At 48.6% G+C, this 18,698-nt stretch carries 21 protein-coding genes; 6 read left to right on the top strand and 15 right to left on the bottom strand.

Features of this window, described 5'->3' with window-relative positions:
- Nucleotides 1-42 precede the first annotated feature (42 nt).
- The gene (gene hpnC / locus HMPREF2608_RS10695) at nucleotides 43-858 is read left to right on the top strand and encodes a squalene synthase HpnC (protein ID WP_070827015.1); all 816 of its coding nucleotides are present in this window, start codon (nucleotides 43-45) and stop codon (nucleotides 856-858) included.
- Nucleotides 859-906: 48 nt separating this feature from the next.
- Here hpnC and htpX read toward each other — a convergent pair whose 3' ends face one another.
- The 6 genes from htpX to surE all read right to left on the bottom strand — a co-directional run bounded on the left by htpX (nucleotide 907) and on the right by surE (nucleotide 6,980).
- Entirely contained in the window at nucleotides 907-1,746 is an 840-nt protein-coding gene (htpX, locus tag HMPREF2608_RS10700; protein WP_070827016.1) for a protease HtpX, read from the bottom strand.
- 189 nt (nucleotides 1,747-1,935) lie between these two features.
- Entirely contained in the window at nucleotides 1,936-2,844 is a 909-nt protein-coding gene (hemF, locus tag HMPREF2608_RS10705; protein ID WP_070827017.1) for an oxygen-dependent coproporphyrinogen oxidase, read from the bottom strand.
- Nucleotides 2,845-3,040: 196 nt separating this feature from the next.
- Entirely contained in the window at nucleotides 3,041-3,574 is a 534-nt protein-coding gene (locus HMPREF2608_RS10710; protein WP_070827048.1) for a C40 family peptidase, read from the bottom strand.
- 43 nt (nucleotides 3,575-3,617) lie between these two features.
- Nucleotides 3,618-5,141, bottom strand: a complete 1,524-nt coding sequence (locus HMPREF2608_RS10715) for a phospholipase D family protein (protein ID WP_070827018.1) — start codon at nucleotides 5,139-5,141, stop codon at nucleotides 3,618-3,620.
- 78 nt (nucleotides 5,142-5,219) lie between these two features.
- Nucleotides 5,220-6,131: a peptidoglycan DD-metalloendopeptidase family protein gene (locus tag HMPREF2608_RS10720; protein WP_070827019.1), complete on the bottom strand. Its 912-nt coding sequence runs from the start codon at nucleotides 6,129-6,131 to the stop codon at nucleotides 5,220-5,222.
- A gap of 93 nt (nucleotides 6,132-6,224) precedes the next feature.
- Nucleotides 6,225-6,980, bottom strand: a complete 756-nt coding sequence (gene surE / locus HMPREF2608_RS10725) for a 5'/3'-nucleotidase SurE (RefSeq protein WP_070827020.1) — start codon at nucleotides 6,978-6,980, stop codon at nucleotides 6,225-6,227.
- A 98-nt stretch (nucleotides 6,981-7,078) separates the two neighbouring features.
- On the opposite strand from surE, the gene HMPREF2608_RS10730 reads away from it, so the two are divergent.
- Complete coding sequence (locus HMPREF2608_RS10730) at nucleotides 7,079-7,417, top strand: cupin domain-containing protein (RefSeq protein ID WP_070827021.1); 339 nt, start codon at nucleotides 7,079-7,081, stop codon at nucleotides 7,415-7,417.
- Between the two features lie 54 nt (nucleotides 7,418-7,471).
- On the opposite strand, the gene HMPREF2608_RS10735 is transcribed toward HMPREF2608_RS10730, so the two are convergent.
- Complete coding sequence (locus HMPREF2608_RS10735) at nucleotides 7,472-7,840, bottom strand: rhodanese-like domain-containing protein (RefSeq protein ID WP_070827022.1); 369 nt, start codon at nucleotides 7,838-7,840, stop codon at nucleotides 7,472-7,474.
- Nucleotides 7,841-7,952: 112 nt separating this feature from the next.
- Nucleotides 7,953-8,288 carry a carboxymuconolactone decarboxylase family protein gene (locus HMPREF2608_RS10740; protein ID WP_003686488.1) on the bottom strand — a complete coding sequence of 112 codons (336 nt, stop codon included), beginning with the start codon at nucleotides 8,286-8,288 and terminating at the stop codon, nucleotides 7,953-7,955.
- Between the two features lie 128 nt (nucleotides 8,289-8,416).
- Here HMPREF2608_RS10740 and HMPREF2608_RS10745 point away from each other — a divergent pair, with 128 nt between their 5' ends.
- The gene (locus tag HMPREF2608_RS10745) at nucleotides 8,417-9,373 is read left to right on the top strand and encodes a cupin domain-containing protein (RefSeq protein WP_070827023.1); all 957 of its coding nucleotides are present in this window, start codon (nucleotides 8,417-8,419) and stop codon (nucleotides 9,371-9,373) included.
- A 101-nt stretch (nucleotides 9,374-9,474) separates the two neighbouring features.
- On the opposite strand, the gene typA is transcribed toward HMPREF2608_RS10745, so the two are convergent.
- Nucleotides 9,475-11,286 carry a translational GTPase TypA gene (gene typA, locus HMPREF2608_RS10750; RefSeq protein WP_070461822.1) on the bottom strand — a complete coding sequence of 604 codons (1,812 nt, stop codon included), beginning with the start codon at nucleotides 11,284-11,286 and terminating at the stop codon, nucleotides 9,475-9,477.
- 418 nt (nucleotides 11,287-11,704) lie between these two features.
- Here typA and bfr (HMPREF2608_RS10755) point away from each other — a divergent pair, with 418 nt between their 5' ends.
- Together bfr (HMPREF2608_RS10755) and bfr (HMPREF2608_RS10760) are read left to right on the top strand one after the other, a co-directional pair.
- A complete protein-coding gene (bfr, locus tag HMPREF2608_RS10755; protein WP_070827024.1) occupies nucleotides 11,705-12,169 on the top strand; it encodes a bacterioferritin in 465 nt (154 codons plus the stop codon).
- A 29-nt stretch (nucleotides 12,170-12,198) separates the two neighbouring features.
- Nucleotides 12,199-12,672: a bacterioferritin gene (bfr, locus tag HMPREF2608_RS10760; RefSeq protein WP_070827025.1), complete on the top strand. Its 474-nt coding sequence runs from the start codon at nucleotides 12,199-12,201 to the stop codon at nucleotides 12,670-12,672.
- A gap of 121 nt (nucleotides 12,673-12,793) precedes the next feature.
- On the opposite strand, the gene HMPREF2608_RS10765 is transcribed toward bfr (HMPREF2608_RS10760), so the two are convergent.
- Nucleotides 12,794-13,909: a methyltransferase gene (locus tag HMPREF2608_RS10765; protein WP_070827026.1), complete on the bottom strand. Its 1,116-nt coding sequence runs from the start codon at nucleotides 13,907-13,909 to the stop codon at nucleotides 12,794-12,796.
- A gap of 226 nt (nucleotides 13,910-14,135) precedes the next feature.
- Between HMPREF2608_RS10765 and HMPREF2608_RS10770 the strand changes: the two genes are divergently transcribed.
- Nucleotides 14,136-15,929: a 2-isopropylmalate synthase gene (locus tag HMPREF2608_RS10770; protein WP_070644856.1), complete on the top strand. Its 1,794-nt coding sequence runs from the start codon at nucleotides 14,136-14,138 to the stop codon at nucleotides 15,927-15,929.
- 82 nt (nucleotides 15,930-16,011) lie between these two features.
- Here HMPREF2608_RS10770 and HMPREF2608_RS10775 read toward each other — a convergent pair whose 3' ends face one another.
- The 5 genes from HMPREF2608_RS10775 to HMPREF2608_RS10795 form a co-directional block, all read right to left on the bottom strand.
- A complete protein-coding gene (locus HMPREF2608_RS10775; RefSeq protein ID WP_070827027.1) occupies nucleotides 16,012-16,344 on the bottom strand; it encodes a hypothetical protein in 333 nt (110 codons plus the stop codon).
- A 96-nt stretch (nucleotides 16,345-16,440) separates the two neighbouring features.
- Nucleotides 16,441-16,926 (bottom strand): 5-(carboxyamino)imidazole ribonucleotide mutase, encoded by a 486-nt coding sequence (gene purE / locus HMPREF2608_RS10780; protein WP_070827028.1) that lies wholly within the window; start codon nucleotides 16,924-16,926, stop codon nucleotides 16,441-16,443.
- A gap of 78 nt (nucleotides 16,927-17,004) precedes the next feature.
- Nucleotides 17,005-17,760 (bottom strand): tetratricopeptide repeat protein, encoded by a 756-nt coding sequence (locus HMPREF2608_RS10785; protein WP_070827029.1) that lies wholly within the window; start codon nucleotides 17,758-17,760, stop codon nucleotides 17,005-17,007.
- Nucleotides 17,761-17,774: 14 nt separating this feature from the next.
- A complete protein-coding gene (locus tag HMPREF2608_RS10790) occupies nucleotides 17,775-18,443 on the bottom strand; it encodes a class I SAM-dependent methyltransferase (protein WP_070827030.1) in 669 nt (222 codons plus the stop codon).
- Between the two features lie 11 nt (nucleotides 18,444-18,454).
- Nucleotides 18,455-18,640 carry a DUF3460 family protein gene (locus HMPREF2608_RS10795; RefSeq protein ID WP_070461836.1) on the bottom strand — a complete coding sequence of 62 codons (186 nt, stop codon included), beginning with the start codon at nucleotides 18,638-18,640 and terminating at the stop codon, nucleotides 18,455-18,457.
- Between the last annotated feature and the right edge of the window lie 58 nt (nucleotides 18,641-18,698).

Genomic DNA, 18,698 nt, shown 5'->3' on the forward strand with positions numbered 1-18,698 from the left:
CCTGTCAGCAAAAACATTTTATTTTAAATTTTCGGATTTCCCATGTCAGTCAATCATTACGAAAACTTCCCAGTCGGCTCCATTGTGCTGCCACGCCGTTTGCGCAAGCCGGTTCATGCCGTTTATGCTTTTGCACGGACGGCGGACGATATTGCCGACGAAGGCAATGCCGAAGCAGTCAAACGCCTGCGCCAACTGGACAAACTGAAGGCAGAGTTAGACCGCATTACACAAGGTGGGAAACCGCAAACGGCTTTGATGCAGCGTTTGTATAACGAAGCGATTGAGCCGTTTCAATTGCCGTTGCAGCCGTTTTATGATTTGCTGGCGGCGTTCAGTCAGGATGTGGTTAAAACCCGTTATGAAAACTTTGGCGAATTGATTGCCTATTGCCGTTTGTCCGCCAATCCTGTGGGGCGCATTATGCTGCATTTGTACGGGCAAACCGATGAAGTGAGCATGGCGCAAAGCGACGGCATTTGCACTGCCTTGCAGCTGATTAATTTCTGGCAGGACGTGGCGGTGGATTGGCAGAAAGGGCGCGTGTACATCCCCCAGGAAGATTTGCAGAAGTTCAAAGTTAGCGAAGAACAGATTGCGGCCGGTAAAGCCGACTTTGCTTTTCAACGATTGATGGCGCACGAGTGCCAACGTGCCTTTCAAATGCTGAAGGCCGGCTCGCCGTTGGGCAAAACCCTCAAAGGGCGAATCGGTTTTGAGCTGCGCATGATTATTGTCGGCGGCCAGTTGATTTTGCAGAAGCTGGACGGTTGCAAATATGACGTGTTTAACCAGCGGCCGCTGTTGGATAAAAAAGACTGGATGATTATCATCAAACGGGCTTTGATGAAGAAATAAAAAGAGGCCGTCTGAAATAGATGTTTCAGACGGCCTTGATGTTTTCGATTAGCGGTTTTTCAAACGGTTGATGCGGTTATCCAAAGAAGGATGGGTGCTGAACCAAGAATCTTTGGCTTCACTGGCAATGCCCATTGCCGTCATGGTTTGCGGCAAATCGCTGGGGTTGCCTTTCAAGCGTTGCAGGGCGGCAATCATTTTCGGCGCGCCCACCAGTTTTGCAGCGCCCGCATCGGCGCGGTATTCGCGTTGGCGGCTGAACCACATCACAATGATGCTAGCGAGGAAGCCGAATACGATCTGCAATACTATGCTGACCATGAAATATGTACCTTGCGAAGTGCTGCCGTCATTATTGCGCGCTACCATGCTGGAAACGATACGCGCCAAGAAGACGACAAAAGTATTCACAATACCTTGAATCAGCGTCAGCGTTACCATATCGCCGTTGCCGACGTGCGCCATTTCATGCGCTAAAACAGCTTCGACTTCATCGCGGGTCATGTGGTCGAGCAGGCCGGTGCTGACAGCGACGAGCGAGCTGTTTTTGGTTGCGCCGGTTGCAAAGGCGTTAGGCTCGGGAGAGTCGTAAATGGCTACTTCCGGCGTTTTCAGATTCCATTGGCGGGCTTGCGCTTCAACAGTTGCCAACAGCCAAGCTTCTTCTTCGCTTTGGGGTTGGTCGATGACGACGGCGCCGACCGAATGTTTGGCGATGGTTTTTGACATCAGCAGGGAGACAATCGAGCCGCTGAAGCCGACGACTGCGGAATAAGCCAACAGGCTGCCGACTTGGTCGGTACTGTTGATGCCCAAGATGGCCAAAATAACACGGATGACAACCAGAACTGCGATATTGGTTGCGATAAATAAGAAAATGCGTTTCACCGATTATTCCTTTTTAGTGTGGTTTGTGAGGTGATTTTTATATGGGCGCATTGTCTCAAAAACTCTATAGAGATGAAACAGCATGATAGGCAAAGGTATGCAAATTCAAAGCAATTGAAGCAAAGGCCGTCTGAAAAGGTAGTCTCAACCAGTGAGAATCGCTTTTCAGACGGCCTTTGATAGGTAAAACTATCTGCCGGCTTCTTCCAGCCAGTTGCGCGGTATAAGGAATTGATTGAGGCGTGCTTCGGGTGAACCTTCTTCCGGCACATATTGATACTCGAAGCGTACCAAAGGCGGCATGGACATCAAAATGCTTTCCGTACGGCCGCCGCTTTGCAGGCCGAACAGCGTGCCTCTGTCCCAAACCAAGTTAAACTCGACATAGCGTCCGCGACGGTAGAGTTGGAAATCTCGTTCACGTTCTCCATAAGGCGTGTTTTTGCGTTTGGCCACAATCGGCAGATACGCTGCGATATAGCCTTCCCCGACTGCCTTGATAAAGTTCAAGCAGGTATCGAAATCCCAACGGTTTAAATCGTCAAAAAACAGGCCGCCCACGCCGCGTGTTTCGTTACGGTGTTTCAAATAGAAATATTCGTCACACCATTGTTTGAATTCAGGATAAACCGATTCGCCAAATGGCGCGCATACGTCCCGCGCCACTGTGTGCCAATGCACGATATCTTCCTCAAAAGGATAAAACGGCGTCAAATCAAAGCCGCCGCCAAACCACCAAACCGGCTCGGCATTTTCAGGATAGGCAATAAAAAAGCGCACATTGGCATGGCTGGTTGGAACATAAGGATTTTTCGGATGAATGACCAGCGATACGCCCATGGCTTCAAACGCCGCGCCTGCCAATTCCGGACGATGGGCAGTGGCAGAAGCCGGCATTTTGGTTCCCTTTACATGCGAAAAATTTACACCAGCCTGCTCGAATACTGCGCCGTTTTTCAATACGCGGGTTTCGCCGATACCCAGTTTCCCCGTCCATGCTTCATGCACAAATTCGGCTTCGCCATCTTCTTGCTCCAACGCGGCGCAGATTTGGTTTTGCAGGGTTTTGAGGAGGGTGAGAACGGATTCTGTGTGCATGATATATCCTTGATGGTTTCGTACTTGCAAAATGACAGGGTGAAAGATGATTTAAGCTGTTGAAACTGAGTGTTATCTTTCTATTGCTTTGTTATGGGTAAATTTTGCATGGGTCTATCTGGCAACTAAGTTTTACTCATCAGCAATAGATTGAAAGGGATCGATGATGTGGCGATACCTTTCAGACGGCCTTGATTTATTCAGTAAAAAAAGTATGTGCGCCCAAATAGTTTTTTGCGTAGAACGGAGTGGAAAGTTTTTCGGTTTTGATGGTTTTACCGCTGCTGGGGGCGTGAATAAATTCGCCGTTGCCGATGTAGAGGCCGACATGGGAATATTTGTGTGCGCCGCCGGTATTGAAGAAGACAAGATCGCCGGCTTTCAATTTGCTGTCGGGAATTTTTCGGCTGGCTGCGGCCATATCGCGTGCGGTGCGTGGCAGATTGACGTTGAGGGCGTTTTTATAGACGAATTGGATCATGCCGCTACAGTCAAAGCCTGTGGCTGTGGTGCTGCCTCCCCATTTGTAGGGCGTACCGATCAGGCCTAGGCTGTGAAGCATCAATTCCTGCGAACCTTGGGTGTGGTCGATATGGGAAATGCGGACAGGTTGGATTGTTCTGGCGGTTGTTTGCGGCTTGTGGGATTTATGCTTGCCAGTGGTGCCGCAGGAGGCCAACAATAAGCAGGTGGTACAAACAAATAGGGTTTTGCAGATGAGTCGAGACATGGTGAATTCCTCCGGCTGCATGATTTTTGTTTTCAGACGGCCTCTATAATAATCCTTCTATGGGCAGGATGGACAGGATTTTTGAAGTCATCCGTTTCCAGAACTTGGCTTCGGGTTCGTGTGCGTAAGTTCGTTTTTCGCTTGGGTCATACCAGTATAGTTTGTTGTAATTGCCAAGCGTTACCTGATAGGCGTAGCTTGGGGTGGTCGTTACGAGGGTACGCTGCATTTGGCCTGCGATTTCGGGGCTTTCAATGACGACGCCCATTTCGGTATTGAGGCGTGCGGAACGTGGGTCGAGGTTGAATGAGCCGATGAAAATGCGTTTCTCGTCCACGATGAAAGTTTTGGCATGCAAGCTGGTGGCGGAGCTACCGGTCAAGCCGCGGTCTTTGGAGGTCGGAACGGCGTGGTTGGGTTGAAGCTCATAGAGTTTAACTCCGGCTTTAAGCAAGGGCTTGCGGTATTTGACGTAGCCGGAATGGACGGCGGCAACGTCGGTCGCCTGGAGGGAATTGGTCAGAACGGTAACATCCACGCCGTTGTGAATCAGCCTTTCTATGGCCTTAACGCCTGATTTTGTGGGTACAAAATAAGGGGAAACAAGGTAAACGCTTTTTTCAGGTTGCTTGAGGGCGTCTTGCAGGCGTTCGGAAATAGGCGGTTTGTGCCGGTCGCGGTCTAAGCCTTTGGCCGGGTCATCGCTGATCAGGCGTGTGCTGACACTTTGCCACTCCATAAGGTTACTCTGCATTTTTTGATAGAGGTTGGAGTGTTCGATGCTTTGACGGTAGCGGATGAGCGTTTGATTTTTATCTTGGTCGGTGTAATCAAGCTCTGCCAATCCTTTTTGCATGTTTCCCCGTTTGATGATGCTGGTCGCGTTATAGGCGGAGTGGCTTGCCCAATAGCGGTCGAAGTCTTGGGAAACTTCGGTTACTACGCGGCCTGTGGCGAGGATATCGAGGTCGGCAAAAATGGTATCGTCGTTAACCTTAAAATATTCGTCGCCGATATTGCGTCCGCCCAAAATGGTGGCACGGTTGTCGGCGGTAAACGATTTATTGTGCATTCTGCGGTTAAGTCGCGGGAAGTCGGCAACGTAGCCGAGTGCACGCCATTTTCTGAAAATAAAGGGATTAAACAGACGGACTTCGATATTGGGATGATTGTCGAGTGCAAGTAGGAGATCATCCATGCCGTTGGTGTTGTTGTCGTCCAGAAGCAAACGCACACGGACGCCGCGTTCGGCCGCGCGATGAATCAGGTTGAAGAGAAGCTTGCCGGAGATGTCGTTGTGCCAGATATAGTACTGCAAATCGAGGGTATGGTCGGCGGATTCAATCAGGGCGGCACGGGCGACAAAGGCTTCATGGGCATCGTTCAACAGATAGATATGGGAAACATCGGTCTTGGAGGATGTAGAAGGAATGCCTAATGCGCTGTCCAGCCGCGGCGTTGCAGGTATGTCAAGATAACTGCTTTGGGTGCGTTCGTCCAATGAAGGCAAAAACGCGGCGCAACCGCCCAATAGCAGGGTATAAAGAAAGGGAAGATGAAATTTCATGGGGAACCGGTACAAACAATCCCTACCTAAATGACATTTAGGCAGGGATTGAAGTGAAATTAGGTTGCTTGAATCAGCTTAGAAGGCAACATAACTTGCCGGATTGACCGGTTTGCCGTTTTGACGGATTTCAAAGTGCAACTGAGTGCGGGATGCATCAGTATTACCCATGTGCGCAATGGTTTGACCGCGTTTCACGGTTTGGTTTTCATTAACCAGCAGGCGTTGGTTGTGGCCGTATGCGCTCAAGAATGAGGAGTTGTGTTGGATGATGACCAAGTTGCCGTAACCGCGCAAGCCTGAGCCTGCGTAAACGACTTTACCGTCTGCCGCTGCAACAACAGGCTGGCCTTGCGTACCGGCGATATCTACACCTTTATTGCTGCCGCCGAAGTTGGCGATAACGTTACCGGTAGTCGGACGTTGCCATGTGATGCCGCTGACGTTGCGGCTGCTGCCGGTAGATACGGTTGGTGTATTTGCAGGAGTGCTTGGGGCCGGAGCAGTGGTTGTAGTTGTTGGAGTAGAAGGTTTGCTTGCAGAAGCTGCAGGTGCAACGTAGCCTTCAGGTTTCACGCGCAGGGTTTGGCCTACGCTGATGGTGTTGTCGGCCAGGTTATTCCAAGCACGCAGATTGTCTTGGGTAATATTGTAGCGTTTGGAGATGTTGTAAACGGTATCGCCACGAACAACGGTATGTGTCGCTGCATTAATATCAACAGGCGCGTAAGAAGGCGTGTAAGTGCCGGTGCTGCCGCTGTTGTACGTTGGAGCAGGTGTACTTGCCGGCGGAGTGTATGGCGCATCTGTCGCTGGGCTGGTGTTGGTATTGTAAGGCGCTGCACCGTAAGGATTGTCAGCGGTAGAACTTGTTGTTGCCCCACCGCTTTGTGTGCCGACGACTACAGGAGCCGGTTGTTGGCTGGCACAGGCTGCAAGTAATAAAACCAAAGCTGCCGATCCGGCATAAGATACACTTTTTTTCAACATGTTAATGACTTTCGTATTCGGGTAATTGTTCTCGTCGGGGCATATCATAATAAAAATATGCTTGTTTCTCAAGTGTTCGGCTGTTAGGGACTGTTAAGGCGCAGGGATTTCTGACCAAAAGGAAGCGGTTTGCTCCATTTGTCCGTAGGCAGTCAAATCGACTTGCAGCGGGGTAATCGTGATGAAGCCGGACGCGCATTCGCCAAAGTCGGTACCTTCTTCGCTGTCGGAAACATCGCCGACCGGCCCAATCCAATAAATTTGTTCGCCACGTGGATTATACATGGGAACAATGCTTTGTTCATGATGACGACGGCCGAGCCGTGTAATTTTTATGCCTTGGATATCTTCAGGTGCGACGGCAGGGATATTGATGTTCCATAAGATGGGTTTGGAAATAGGTCGTTTGAGAAAGTAGGAAAGCAGCATCCAAGCGGCTTTTTCTGCAGTTTCCCAATAACGGCCGCTTGAATCGGCAAGCGAAAAGGCAATAGCGGGAATACCCATTAGATAAGCTTCCGTTGCGGCGGCAACCGTACCAGAATAAAGCGTATCGTCGCCCATGTTTGCGCCGTTGTTAATACCAGACAAGACTAAGTCGGGTTTGAAGTCGGCAAGGGCATGTTGGCCGACATGAATGCAGTCGGTGGGGGTGCCATTCACATAGTAAAACCCGTTTTCCGCCTGTTTCAGTTGTAAAGGACGGTCTAAAGTCAGGGAATTGCTGACGCCGCTGCGATCGCGTTCGGGCGCAACCACCCTGACATTGGCAAATTCTGCGCACACTCTTGCCAAAACAGCCAAACCAGGCGCAAGATAACCATCGTCGTTTGAGATTAATATGTTCATGTGACAATATTGTGTCTATCGGTAAGATGGGCGGTATTGTACTGGTTTGCTTGAGCGATTGTCCATGAATCGGCAACGTTTGGGCGGAAAGGATAATAATGAAACATTATGAGTTAGACCCCAAAGCTTTATTGGGCGGCGTGATTGCTTCAGACGGCAATCAGGAGATTGTTCAGCTTTCACTGCAGAAGGATAATGAAATTCCGGCATATGAGGCGGATGCGATTATTTTGCTTTTGGTTTTAAACGGCAAAGCCGAAATCAAAACGGTGGGCGAAGTTTTGCAAACCGAAGGCTTGCAAGTTATCCGTCTTGAGCCGATGGAAGCGCACAGCATTCGCGCGTTGGCCGATAACACCAATATTTTGGTTATCAAACAATTGATTCACGAAACCGGTCTCAGCAAACGTTTGAGATTTGGAAGTTGCTGTCTGTAATGCAATAAAGGCCGTCTGAAAAGTTTCAGACGGCCTTTTTAAAATCAACTAGATTTATTTCAAACCTTTTTTCACCAAGTCTTCATAACCGCCATGGTTAGTTACGTTGGTGTAGCCGGCTTTTTTCAGCTCAGTCAGCGCGGCTTCTGCACGGCGGCCGCTGCGGCAGTAGAGGTTTACCGGTGCGTTTTTATCCGGGCTGACGGATTTGATGCGGTCAACGATTTGGTCATGCGGAATATTGAGCGCACCTTGCAAATGGCCTTCTTTAAATTCTTCGGCAGAGCGGACATCAATCCAAACGCCTTTTGCTTTTGCAGGCTGTGCCGCAATTTTTTCAACTTTAGGCATAGAGGCAGCGGAAGTGGCCAAAGGAGTGGCAACAGCGGCGGCAAAAAGTACGGCGGTCAGCAGTTTCTTCATGGTTCAATCTCCTATTAGACAGAAAACAATATGATAACTTTATCAGTTTAGCATTTCATCAGGCCGTCTGAAAGGGGAGTCGGCTTTCAGACGGCCTGATTTTACAAACCGATTAGCGTTGGGTTTCTACTGCTTCCAAAGCGCGTAAAGCGTAGGTATAAGCGGCACCAGCGTTCAGGGCGATAGCAGTGGCCAATGCACCGGCGATTTCGCTTTCGGTTGCACCTGCTTTGGCTGCGGCGGCTGCATGCACGCTGATGCAGCTTTCGCAACGCGTGGTAATGGCAACGGCAATGGCGATCAGTTCGCGTGTTTTGGCATCCAGTGCTTCGGCAGCGGCTGCTTGATCCAGTGCGCCGTAGGCTTGCAGCATTTTAGGATGGTTTTTACCCAGTTCGCCGAATGCTTTTTTTACCAAGGCGGTATGTTCAGGCCAGTCTTTAAACATGATATGTCCTTTCTTAAGGTGAGTGGATAAGATAAAAAATCCTATCCGTTTGTGTTTGGTGTGTGTATTATTGCAATAATTGGAAGATTTAAATCGTCAAAACATCTCATTTATTGGTAAAAAACACTATGGATATTTTGGATAGGCTGGTCGAATTGGCGCAGGTAAGAGGCAGCGTGGATGTTCAATGTCTGTTTCAGGGGGAGTGGTATGTACGGCATGAATCAAAGCGTGCGCATGGTTTGGTTCATATCGTAACTGCAGGTTCGGGTTATATCCGAATTGATGGGGAGCAAGAGGCCAGGCTGCTGAGTGCGGGGGATGTCATTTTTTTTCCGCGCAGCGTAGGGCATACTTTGAGCAGCGACAGTAGTTGTGAAAATCTCGGCGTCAGCGTGCTAACGAGTGAAAAAGGCGCATTTAAAGTCAAGCAGAGTCATGCAGGAGGCGATGCGGCTTTGCATCTTTTCTGCGCGCGGTTTGAATATGAAGCGCAGGCGGATATTATGGCGGGACTACCTGATACGGTTTTACTGAATATCAACCATCCTTCTTTACAGTATTTGGTGGCATTGTTGCAATATGAGAGCGGTCAAGCTTTGTCCGGCTCGGTAGCGGTTGTGAACGCATTGGCTTCGGTGTTGCTGGTATTTCTACTTCGAGCCAGCCTGGAGAAAAATGGGGAAGCGCAATTAAGCGGTTTGCTGAATGGTTGGCAGGACAAACGCCTGCGGAATCTGCTTCAGGCAGTAGTGGATAAGCCGGAAGAGGAATGGAATATCGAGAAAATGACCGCGATTGCCAACTTATCTCGCGCCCAGTTGATGCGGGTATTTAAGCAGCAGACGGGCACAAGCCCGCACGCCTTTGTTAACAGTATTCGCTTGCAACAGGGGGCATTATTATTGAAACAGACGGCGGATTCGGTTTTATCGGTTGCGCTCTCGGTCGGTTTTCAATCGGAAACGCATTTTGGCAAGGCATTTAAAAAGCAATATGGGATATCGCCGGGGCAATATCGTAAGAATGATCGCGCTGATGAAGCAGCAGTACAAGCGGAAGAGATGCCGATTTACTTTATTTGAACAGATGATAAAAGGCCGTCTGAAAGTGTAAAAATGAAATCTAGGATTTCTAAAACACTTTTCAGACGGCCTTAATTTTAAAATGCGTCAATCAAACAGAATCAGTCCAGTTTTTTGAAATGACGGCGACGTTCCAATTCGCTCAGGTAGCGTTTACGCAGGCGGATGGATTGTGGCGTGATTTCAACCAGTTCGTCATCGTCGATGAACTCAACTGCGCCTTCCAAAGTCAATTTGATCGGCGTAGTCAGGCGCACGGCTTCATCTGTACCGCTGGCGCGGACGTTGGTCAGTTTTTTACCTTTCAGAGGGTTTACCACCAAGTCGTTGTCGCGGCTGTGAATACCGATAATCATGCCTTCGTAGACTTTGTCGTTTGGAGAAACGAACATACGGCCGCGGTCTTCCAAGTTCCACAGGGCGTAAGCAACGGCTTCACCTTGCTCTTGAGAAACCAGTACGCCGTTGTGACGGCCGGGCATATCAGGTTTAACCGGAGCATAGTCGTCAAAAACGTGGCTCATCAAGCCGGTACCGCGGGTCAAAGTCAGGAATTCGCCTTGGAAACCGATCAGACCGCGTGCAGGAATGTGGTACTCCAGGCGGGTACGGCCATTGCCGTCGCTTTCCATATTGGTCAATTCGCCACGGCGACGGCCAAGCTCTTCCATAACGGCGCCTTGGTTGTCATCAGGTACGTCCACGGTCAGGTTTTCGTAAGGCTCGCATTTTTGACCGTTGATTTCACGGAATACCACGCGCGGTTTGCCGACTGCCAATTCAAAGCCTTCACGGCGCATGTTTTCCAACAAAATGGTCAAGTGCAATTCGCCGCGGCCGGAAACGCGGAATACATCAGCGTCGGCAGTATCTTCAACACGCAGGGCAACGTTGGTCAGCAATTCTTTTTGCAGGCGGTCGCGGATTTGGCGGGAAGTCACGAATTTGCCTTCAGTACCGGCCAAAGGAGAGGTATTGACCATAAAGTCCATGGTTAGGGTCGGCTCGTCCACGCTCAACATAGGCAAGCCTTTAGGATTGTCTTTGTCGGTAATGGTTACGCCGATACCGATGTCTTCGATACCGGAAATAATCACGATATCGCCGGCTTCAGCTTCTTCCAAAGGTACACGTTCCAAGCCTTGGAAGCCCAACAGCTGGTTGATGCGGCCTTGGGCGACTTGTTCTTCATGATTCATGACGGCAACGACTTGGCCGGGTTTGATGCGGCCGTTCAGGATGCGGCCGATACCGAGGCGGCCGGTGTAGTTGTCGTAGTCCAGTTGGGAAATTTGCAGTTGCAGCGTTTCGTCCGCGCTGCCGCTTGGTGCAGGCGTGTGTTTCAAAATGGTCTCGAACAGAGGACGCATATCGCTGCTCTCGTCGTTCTCATCCAGTTTGGCAAAGCCGGACAGGCCGGAAGCATAGACGATAGGGAAGTCCAATTGTTCGTCAGTTGCGCCCAAGTTGTCGAACAATTCGAATGTTTGGTCGATAACCCAGCTTGGACGGGCAGACGGTTTGTCGATTTTGTTGATGACAACGATAGGTTTCAGACCCAAAGCCAAGGCTTTTTTGGTCACGAAACGGGTTTGCGGCATAGGGCCTTCTTGTGCGTCAACCAACAGTACGACGCAGTCAACCATGCCCAATACACGTTCCACTTCGCCACCAAAATCGGCGTGTCCCGGGGTATCTACGATGTTGATGTGGTAGCCTTCGTATTCGATGGCGGTATTTTTAGCGAGAATGGTAATGCCGCGCTCTTTTTCAAGATCGTTGCTGTCCATGACGCGTTCTTCTACTTGCTGGTTGGAACGGAATGTACCGGACTGACGCAGCAATTGGTCAACTAATGTGGTTTTGCCATGGTCGACGTGGGCGATGATGGCAATATTGCGGATTTGTTTCATGATGATTTATGTGTTTCAGCTAGGTGCTTAAAAAAAAGATAACTGGTAATTATAGCACGATTCCTAAATGTTGACGGAGTAGAAGATTCAAAAAAATGAGGCAAAAGCAGTTGAGAATAATTCATAATTAAATTTGATTGATTTTGTTGGATTATTTGCTTTTATTTATGGTTAACGAATGTAAATGTTTTTGAATAATGCAATGGATTCTTAATATTAATGTCAAAAAATTGTTATTAAAAACAGGGGATTAATTTTTCAGACGGCCTTTTAGGCAGGTTAAATTTTTTGATAATTGTTTGTATTTTAAATAGAAAATTTGTCAAAAGTGCTACTTGTGCATACAATTACCTCATTCCATAACAACACACGAATCTTCATTCGTGATTATCAACTTTTAAAAGAAAGAGAAAGAATTATGCAAGGCAACCAAGCAGTTATTGATTACATGAACGAATTATTGTCTGGTGAGTTGGCTGCTCGCGACCAATATTTTATCCACTCTCGCCTGTACTCTGAATGGGGTTACACCAAACTGTTTGAACGTTTGAACCACGAGATGGAAGAAGAAACCACTCACGCCGAAGACTTCATCCGTCGTATCCTGATGTTGGGCGGTACGCCTAAAATGACCCGTACCGAACTGAACATCGGTACTGACGTAATCTCTTGCCTGAAAGCAGATTTGAACACTGAATACGAAGTACGCGATGCGCTGAAAAAAGGCATCAAGTTGTGCGAAGAAGCTCAAGACTACGTTACCCGCGATTTGATGATTGCCCAACTGAAAGACACTGAAGAAGATCACGCTCACTGGTTGGAACAACAACTGCGTCTGATCGAATTGGTCGGCGAAGGCAACTACTACCAAAGCCAACTGTAATCTAGCGTATAACGTATAAGGAGCTGAATATGAAAGGTAATATCTCAGTTATTCGCGAGCTGAACAAAAACTTAGGTTTGTTGCTGATTACCATTAACCAATACTTCCTGCATGCCCGTATTTTGAAAAACTGGGGCTTTGAAGAATTGGGCGAACACTTCTTCAAACAATCCATCCGCGAAATGAAATCCGCAGACGATTTAATCGAGCGTATTTTGTTCTTGGAAGGCCTGCCTAATCTGCAAGAATTGGGCAAACTGTTGATCGGTGAATCTACCGAAGAAATCATTGCCTGCGATCTGAAAAAAGAGTATGAAAAACATGATGCTCTGGTTGCAGCCATCACTCTTGCAGAAGAGCAACAAGACTACGTCAGCCGTGATTTGTTGGAAAAACAAAAAGACATCAACGAAGAACATATCGACTGGCTTGAAACTCAGCAGGAATTGATTGGCAAAGTCGGTTTGCCAAACTACCTGCAAACAGCGGCGCAAGAGGACTAAAACACAAACCACTGCCAAATATAGCAGTCCCTGCTCCCATCGACGGCATATCTTTACGGATATGCCGTTTTCTTTTATGGAAATGCTTAAAGGCTGTCTGAATGTTCAGACGGCCTTGATTTTATATTGCTTTCAAACGGTATAGATAAGTAGTTTCCTTGTTTCTGGCAAACGCCAAAGGATCAGATTCATCTATTGCTTTTTTGTGTTGCGGTTTGGTTTTCAAAATATCGACTACATTGAGCGAGGCCGTCTGAAAGCATTGGTTTAGAAAGTCTTTATCTCGCAAATGCAAGTGTTCTGCCAAGTCGGAAATAATCAGCCAGGCTTCGCCGTTTGGATTTAAGTGCTTGCGTACGCCGTTGAGGAATGCAGTCAGCATGGCATGATTGGGGTCGTAAAGGGCGGTCTCAATGGCGGAGGTCGGTTTTGCCGGCAGCCAAGGCGGATTGCAGACGATAAGGTCGGCGCAGCTTTCGGGAAATAAATCAATCGATTGAATGCTGACAGCTTTATCTAAGCCTAGGCGTTCGAGGTTTGCTGTGGCGCAGCCTATTGCTTTTGGGTTGGTGTCTGTAGCAATGATGTCGGGTACGCCTCGCTTGGCCAAAATGGCGGCAATAACGCCTGAGCCGGTGCCGATGTCAAAGGCCGTCTGAATATGGGGAGCGAGTGGTGCTTGGGCGATTAAATCCAAATATTCGCCACGCAGTGGAGAGAATACGCCGAAAGGAACATGGATTTTTCCATCAAGCTGAGGAATGTCTATGCCTTTTTTGTGCCATTCGTGTGCGCCGATAAAACCCAATAATTGATTCAGCGGCAAAAGAAACGGTTTGTCGTTTGGTGTGTCGTAAACATCGCGAAGGGCGGAGTAGATGTCGGGTGCGCGTGCATTGTCCAGTTGAAAATTCGGTTGGATTTCAACGGCAAGCATATTGAGCAAACGACTTTGCTGAGCTTGTTTCATACGGTGGGCGTGGAAGGCCGTCTGAATATCGGCAGGTGCGCCTTTCTTTTTTTCAGACGGCCTGCGGATACGTTTTTTCATTGCAGATAAGACTTGCTTGGCATTGTGAAAATCGCCAGTCCAAACAGTTGCAGTTTGTGCGTGGGCATTTTTTAAAATTTCTGCTGCACCTGCTTCTTGAATGTAAACCGCCTGCTTGGGCGGCTTTTGTGTACTTTCGTTGCGCCATTCGATGTCGGAGCGGTTGGTAGGGATGGTATGGGGCATAATGCGCTTCAAATCGAGGAAATAGGGGATTAGTTTACTATATTTAGGATGGGTTCGGTTTGAGATGGGCTTTTAATAGTCTGAATTAGACAAAATGTATAAAAATTTCTCAAGTTTTAAAATTTAAGCTAATATTTTTATAAAAACAGATTGTCGTTTTGTCTAAAATGAGTATAATGCAAAACCAGAATACAATAATCTTAATCAGATTTGGACAAGGAACATCATGCAATTAGACATTGACCGTTTGGTTGCCTATTTTGGTGGCGTAAACGCGCTGGCCGAAGCCCTGAAACAGCACGACCCGGAAAATGCTGCAACGACGGCGGCTATCTATAAATGGCGTACACGCGGTTCCCTGCCTTTGGCTCAGTTGCAAAAACTGACCGCTTTGGCGGAAGTGCAAGGCAGACCGCTTGATTTGAATGCTTTTTTACAAAAAAACGAATCTCTGGAGAGAACAGAAATGACACAAACCAACCGCGTTATCATTTTCGATACCACCATGCGCGACGGCGAGCAGTCGCCCGGTGCATCCATGACTAAAGAGGAGAAAATCCGTATTGCCCGCCAGTTGGAAAAGATGGGTGTTGATGTGATTGAGGCAGGTTTTGCAGCAGCCAGTCCGGGCGATTTTGAATCGGTTAATGCGATTGCCAAAATCATTACCAAATCTACAGTTTGCTCATTGGCGCGTGCCGTTGAAAACGATGTGCGCAAAGCAGGCGAAGCTGTTTCCCCTGCTCCGAATAAACGTATTCACACTTTTATCGCCACCAGCCCCATCCACATGGAGCACAAACTGAAAATGAAGCCGCAGCAGGTCATCGATGCGGCGGTCAAAGCGGTGAAAATTGCCAAAGAATATACTGACGATGTGGAATTTTCTGCCGAAGACGCAGTGCGTTCTGATTTGGACTTCCTCGCCAAAATCTTTACGGCGGTTATCGAGGCAGGCGCAACCACCATCAATATTCCCGATACTGTCGGCTACTCAATCCCTTCCGTATGGTACGAGCGTATCAGCAACATCATCAAAAGCGTGCCCAACGGCGACAAAGTAGTCTGGTCGACCCACTGCCACAACGACTTGGGTATGGCGGTTGCCAACTCGCTGGCCGCTGTTCAGGCAGGCGTGCGTCAGGTGGAATGTACCATCAACGGCTTGGGCGAACGCGCGGGCAATGCCAGCCTTGAAGAAATCGTGATGGCGTTGAAAGTGCGCCATGATTTGTTCGGCTTGGAAACCGGCATTGATACCACGCAAATCGTGCCGGTATCCAAACTTGTGTCCACCATTACCGGCTATCCGATTCAGCCAAATAAAGCAGTAGTTGGTGCAAATGCCTTTGCACACGAATCAGGCATTCATCAGGATGGCGTGTTGAAACACCCTGAAACCTATGAAATCATGACTGCCGAATCAGTCGGCTGGTCAACCAACCGCCTGACTTTGGGTAAACTCTCCGGCCGTAATGCTTTCAAAACCAAGCTGGCAGATTTGGGTATCGAATTGGAAAGTGAAGAGGCGTTGAATGCGGCATTTGCACGCTTCAAAGAGCTGGCGGATAAGAAGCGCGAAATCTTTGATGAAGACCTGCACGCTTTGGTGTCTGACGAAATGGGCAATATGAATACCGAAAGCTACAAATTCATTTCCCAAAAAATCAGCACTGAAACCGGCGAAGAGCCGCGCGCCGATATTGTGTTCAGTATTCGCGGTGAAGAAAAACACGCTTCCGCTAGCGGCTCGGGCCCTGTTGATGCCATCTTCAAAGCCATTGAAAGCGTAGCACAAAGTGGCGCAACCTTGCAGATTTACTCTGTCAATGCGGTAACTCAAGGTACAGAAAGCCAAGGCGAAACTTCTGTCCGCTTGCAACGTGGCGATCGTGTGGTCAATGGTCAAGGCGCAGATACCGACGTGTTGGTGGCGACTGCCAAGGCTTATCTGTCTGCACTGAGCAAATTGGAATTCGGTCAAGCTAAGCCTAAAGCGCAAGGCAGCGGCATGATTTGATTTATTGAAAAAGTAAAGGCCGTCTGAAATCGTAGTGATACGTTTCAGACGGCCTTTTTTATTTGGTTAAAAAATAGTTTGTTTATTGAAGTTTAAGCAGTCGGTCTTGTTCGACAGACAATACGCCGTTTACTTTTTTGAAATAGGCAATGGCATCTTGAATATTGGTTTTGGCTGATGGACGAATGGCAATGCCGTGCAGGTTTTTGTATTCGTAAATCAAACTTGCACCGGAGGTTTTCACTGCTTTTAGCAATGGCGCGGAACCGGTTTGGGCATCATAGAAGATAATCAGGTTTCCGGTTGTATCTTGGGCTTGCTGTTGAGATGGAATGGCGGTTGATTGAGTAGGAGTACTTGGGCTTTGGCAGGCGCAAAGCAGGGTGGAGAGTAGGATGAATGCTAGGGTTTTCATGGCATTAATTCAATTTGATAAAAGACTAAGGCCGTCTGAACAATCGTAAAACGAAATCAAAGTTTCCCTTTACAACGTTCAGACGGCCTTTGTCAGTTATGCTTCAGGCAATTTCATGGCAAGAACGGTTTGTTCTTGTTTGGCACGGAAAGCGGCCAATTTTTCAGCCAATTCAGGATTTTCATTGGCCAAAAGTGAAATGGCAAACAGCGCTGCATTGGCCGCTCCTGCTTCGCCAATGGCAAATGTGGCAACAGGAACGCCTTTGGGCATTTGCACAATCGAAAGCAGGGAGTCTTCGCCGCGCAGATATTTGCTGGGAACGGGAACGCCCAAGACGGGAACCGTGGTTTTGGCTGCAACCATGCCTGGCAAATGCGCTGCGCCGCCTGCGCCGGCAATGATGGCTTTGATGCCGCGTTCGCGTGCGGTTTCGGCGTATTCAAACATCAAATCAGGCGTACGGTGTGCAGAGACGACACGCGCTTCGTATTCAACGCCGAATTCTTTGAGAAATTGTGCTGCCTGCTGCATCACCGGCCAATCGCTGTTGCTGCCCATAATAATGCCGACTTGGATCATGAGGAGTTCCTTTTGCTTGAATGGATTAAGGGTAAAAATATTCAGACGGCCTTGGGGATGACAAGGCCGTCTGAACGTTTATCTTTGTTTAAGGCTGATGGAAGCGCGTTTTGCCGCCTCGCTGTTGGGGAAGCTTTGTATCAGTTTGCGCCATGTGCTGCGGGCGATGTCTTTTTGTTGCAGCTTGTATTGGCACTGGCCGATGCTGTACATGGCATCGGGAGCTTGCGGGCTGTTGCGGAATCGGTTGGCGTAGCGGTTGCCGATTTCGATAACGGATTCGCAGTTGCCCAAACGCTGTTGGCTTTGCAGAAGTAGATACATATTGCGGCGGGCAATTTCGCTGCCGTTGCCGCCGTCGGCTTCTTTCAAAATGGCTACTGCAGCGGAGAAATTATTGCGCTGATAGTATTTTTGTGCCTGGTTATAAAGGCGCAGCTCGTTTTGTGCGGCTGAGTCTGTTTCAGACGGCACGCCGCCACCATTGGCCAAATAGTTCATTTTCAGCTTGCGGTCGTCCAATCGCTGGGCTTTGGGTTTGGGAGCCAAAGGGGTTGGGCGTTTGATGGTTCGCTGTTGTTCCAATGTGTGCAGGCGTTGATTTAATTCTTCAACCTTGCGTTCCAGTCGGGCGATTTGTATGCCCAAGTGGTCAATCTGGGTTTGTTCGTCCAAGCGCGGATAGGGAATATTTTTTTCAGGCAAAGGCTCGCGCGGAATATCCGGCAGGACAAAGTTGGCATTGTCGGCAGGTTTAGGAGGATGGGAAACGGCACATGATGCGGCCAATAGAGTAAGCGGCAAAAGAAATAGGGAATGTGATAATGTTTTCATCGGATTGTGTCGTTTTATTTTTTTAGTAGTAATGTCAAACCGTCGCCGATAGGCAGGGTAATGGGAATAATGCGTGTATCGTGCGGCAGATTTTGGTTGAAATGGCGCAGGATATCCAAGCTGGGCGGGTCATTTTCGGCAGCTTCATTCATGACGCGCCCACCCAATAAGATATTGTCGATGGCAATCACGCCGCCACTCCGTACCAGTTGCAAACAACGTTCGAAATATTTTGGCGTAGGCGGTTTGTCGGCATCGATAAGTGCCAAGTCGTAGCTTTCCGATTCGCCTTGCGCAATCAAATCGTCCAAAGTCAGCAAAGCCGGTTGCAGATGAAGCGAGATTTTATGCGCTACGCCTGCTGCCTGCCATGTTTCGCGGGCAATATCGGTAAAGGTTACATTAATGTCGCAAGCCGTGATTTTGCCGTCTTCGGGGAGGGCAAGCGCCATGGCGGTGCTGCTGTAACCGGTAAAGACGCCAACTTCCAAATATTTTTTGGCATTCAATAATTTGGCCAACCACACCAACATGGCTGCCTGCTCTTGGGCGATGGCCATCTTCCCCAGACGATGTGATTGGGTACGCCTACGCAATGCGGTCAAAACGGGATGTTCGGATTGGCCGATGCTGTTGAGGTACTGCTGTAACGCCGGATCGGTATTGTGCGTGTTGGTCGTCATGCCGATACGGGTTAGTCTTGATAGTAGGTGTAAGGTTTTTTGTTGACTTTGGCCGCTTCAAATTCAGCCTGTTCGGCCGGATTAAGGGTTACATCCCACAGCAAATGGCGGTTTTCGAGGCGTTGCGCTTCCATTTCGGGGTTGTCTTCCATGAGTTTGTCGAGGAATTGGGTAGCTTCGGATTTGTAGTGGTACATGATGTTCTGCCTGAATCGTTGTCAGACTGTCATTATAGCCGATATTTTTTGCCAATAC

It is taken from the genome of Neisseria sp. HMSC064D07 (assembly GCF_001837185.1).
In the GTDB taxonomy this organism is placed as follows: Bacteria; Pseudomonadota; Gammaproteobacteria; order Burkholderiales; family Neisseriaceae; genus Neisseria; species Neisseria flavescens_C.

What these genes read in the sequence shown, in the direction of transcription:
- HMPREF2608_RS10790 (WP_070827030.1), bottom strand. Translation starts at nt 18,443, where the DNA reads ATGACGACCAACACGCACAATACCGATCCGGCGTTACAGCAGTACCTC.
- HMPREF2608_RS10770 (WP_070644856.1), top strand. Translation starts at nt 14,136, where the DNA reads ATGCAATTAGACATTGACCGTTTGGTTGCCTATTTTGGTGGCGTAAAC.
- hemF (WP_070827017.1), bottom strand. Translation starts at nt 2,844, where the DNA reads ATGCACACAGAATCCGTTCTCACCCTCCTCAAAACCCTGCAAAACCAA.
- typA (WP_070461822.1), bottom strand. Translation starts at nt 11,286, where the DNA reads ATGAAACAAATCCGCAATATTGCCATCATCGCCCACGTCGACCATGGC.
- bfr (WP_070827025.1), top strand. Translation starts at nt 12,199, where the DNA reads ATGAAAGGTAATATCTCAGTTATTCGCGAGCTGAACAAAAACTTAGGT.
- HMPREF2608_RS10745 (WP_070827023.1), top strand. Translation starts at nt 8,417, where the DNA reads ATGGATATTTTGGATAGGCTGGTCGAATTGGCGCAGGTAAGAGGCAGC.
- bfr (WP_070827024.1), top strand. Translation starts at nt 11,705, where the DNA reads ATGCAAGGCAACCAAGCAGTTATTGATTACATGAACGAATTATTGTCT.
- purE (WP_070827028.1), bottom strand. Translation starts at nt 16,926, where the DNA reads ATGATCCAAGTCGGCATTATTATGGGCAGCAACAGCGATTGGCCGGTG.
- HMPREF2608_RS10795 (WP_070461836.1), bottom strand. Translation starts at nt 18,640, where the DNA reads ATGTACCACTACAAATCCGAAGCTACCCAATTCCTCGACAAACTCATG.
- HMPREF2608_RS10765 (WP_070827026.1), bottom strand. Translation starts at nt 13,909, where the DNA reads ATGCCCCATACCATCCCTACCAACCGCTCCGACATCGAATGGCGCAAC.
- HMPREF2608_RS10785 (WP_070827029.1), bottom strand. Translation starts at nt 17,760, where the DNA reads ATGAAAACATTATCACATTCCCTATTTCTTTTGCCGCTTACTCTATTG.
- HMPREF2608_RS10740 (WP_003686488.1), bottom strand. Translation starts at nt 8,288, where the DNA reads ATGTTTAAAGACTGGCCTGAACATACCGCCTTGGTAAAAAAAGCATTC.
- HMPREF2608_RS10720 (WP_070827019.1), bottom strand. Translation starts at nt 6,131, where the DNA reads ATGTTGAAAAAAAGTGTATCTTATGCCGGATCGGCAGCTTTGGTTTTA.
- surE (WP_070827020.1), bottom strand. Translation starts at nt 6,980, where the DNA reads ATGAACATATTAATCTCAAACGACGATGGTTATCTTGCGCCTGGTTTG.
- HMPREF2608_RS10730 (WP_070827021.1), top strand. Translation starts at nt 7,079, where the DNA reads ATGAAACATTATGAGTTAGACCCCAAAGCTTTATTGGGCGGCGTGATT.
- HMPREF2608_RS10775 (WP_070827027.1), bottom strand. Translation starts at nt 16,344, where the DNA reads ATGAAAACCCTAGCATTCATCCTACTCTCCACCCTGCTTTGCGCCTGC.
- HMPREF2608_RS10710 (WP_070827048.1), bottom strand. Translation starts at nt 3,574, where the DNA reads ATGTCTCGACTCATCTGCAAAACCCTATTTGTTTGTACCACCTGCTTA.
- hpnC (WP_070827015.1), top strand. Translation starts at nt 43, where the DNA reads ATGTCAGTCAATCATTACGAAAACTTCCCAGTCGGCTCCATTGTGCTG.
- HMPREF2608_RS10735 (WP_070827022.1), bottom strand. Translation starts at nt 7,840, where the DNA reads ATGAAGAAACTGCTGACCGCCGTACTTTTTGCCGCCGCTGTTGCCACT.
- HMPREF2608_RS10715 (WP_070827018.1), bottom strand. Translation starts at nt 5,141, where the DNA reads ATGAAATTTCATCTTCCCTTTCTTTATACCCTGCTATTGGGCGGTTGC.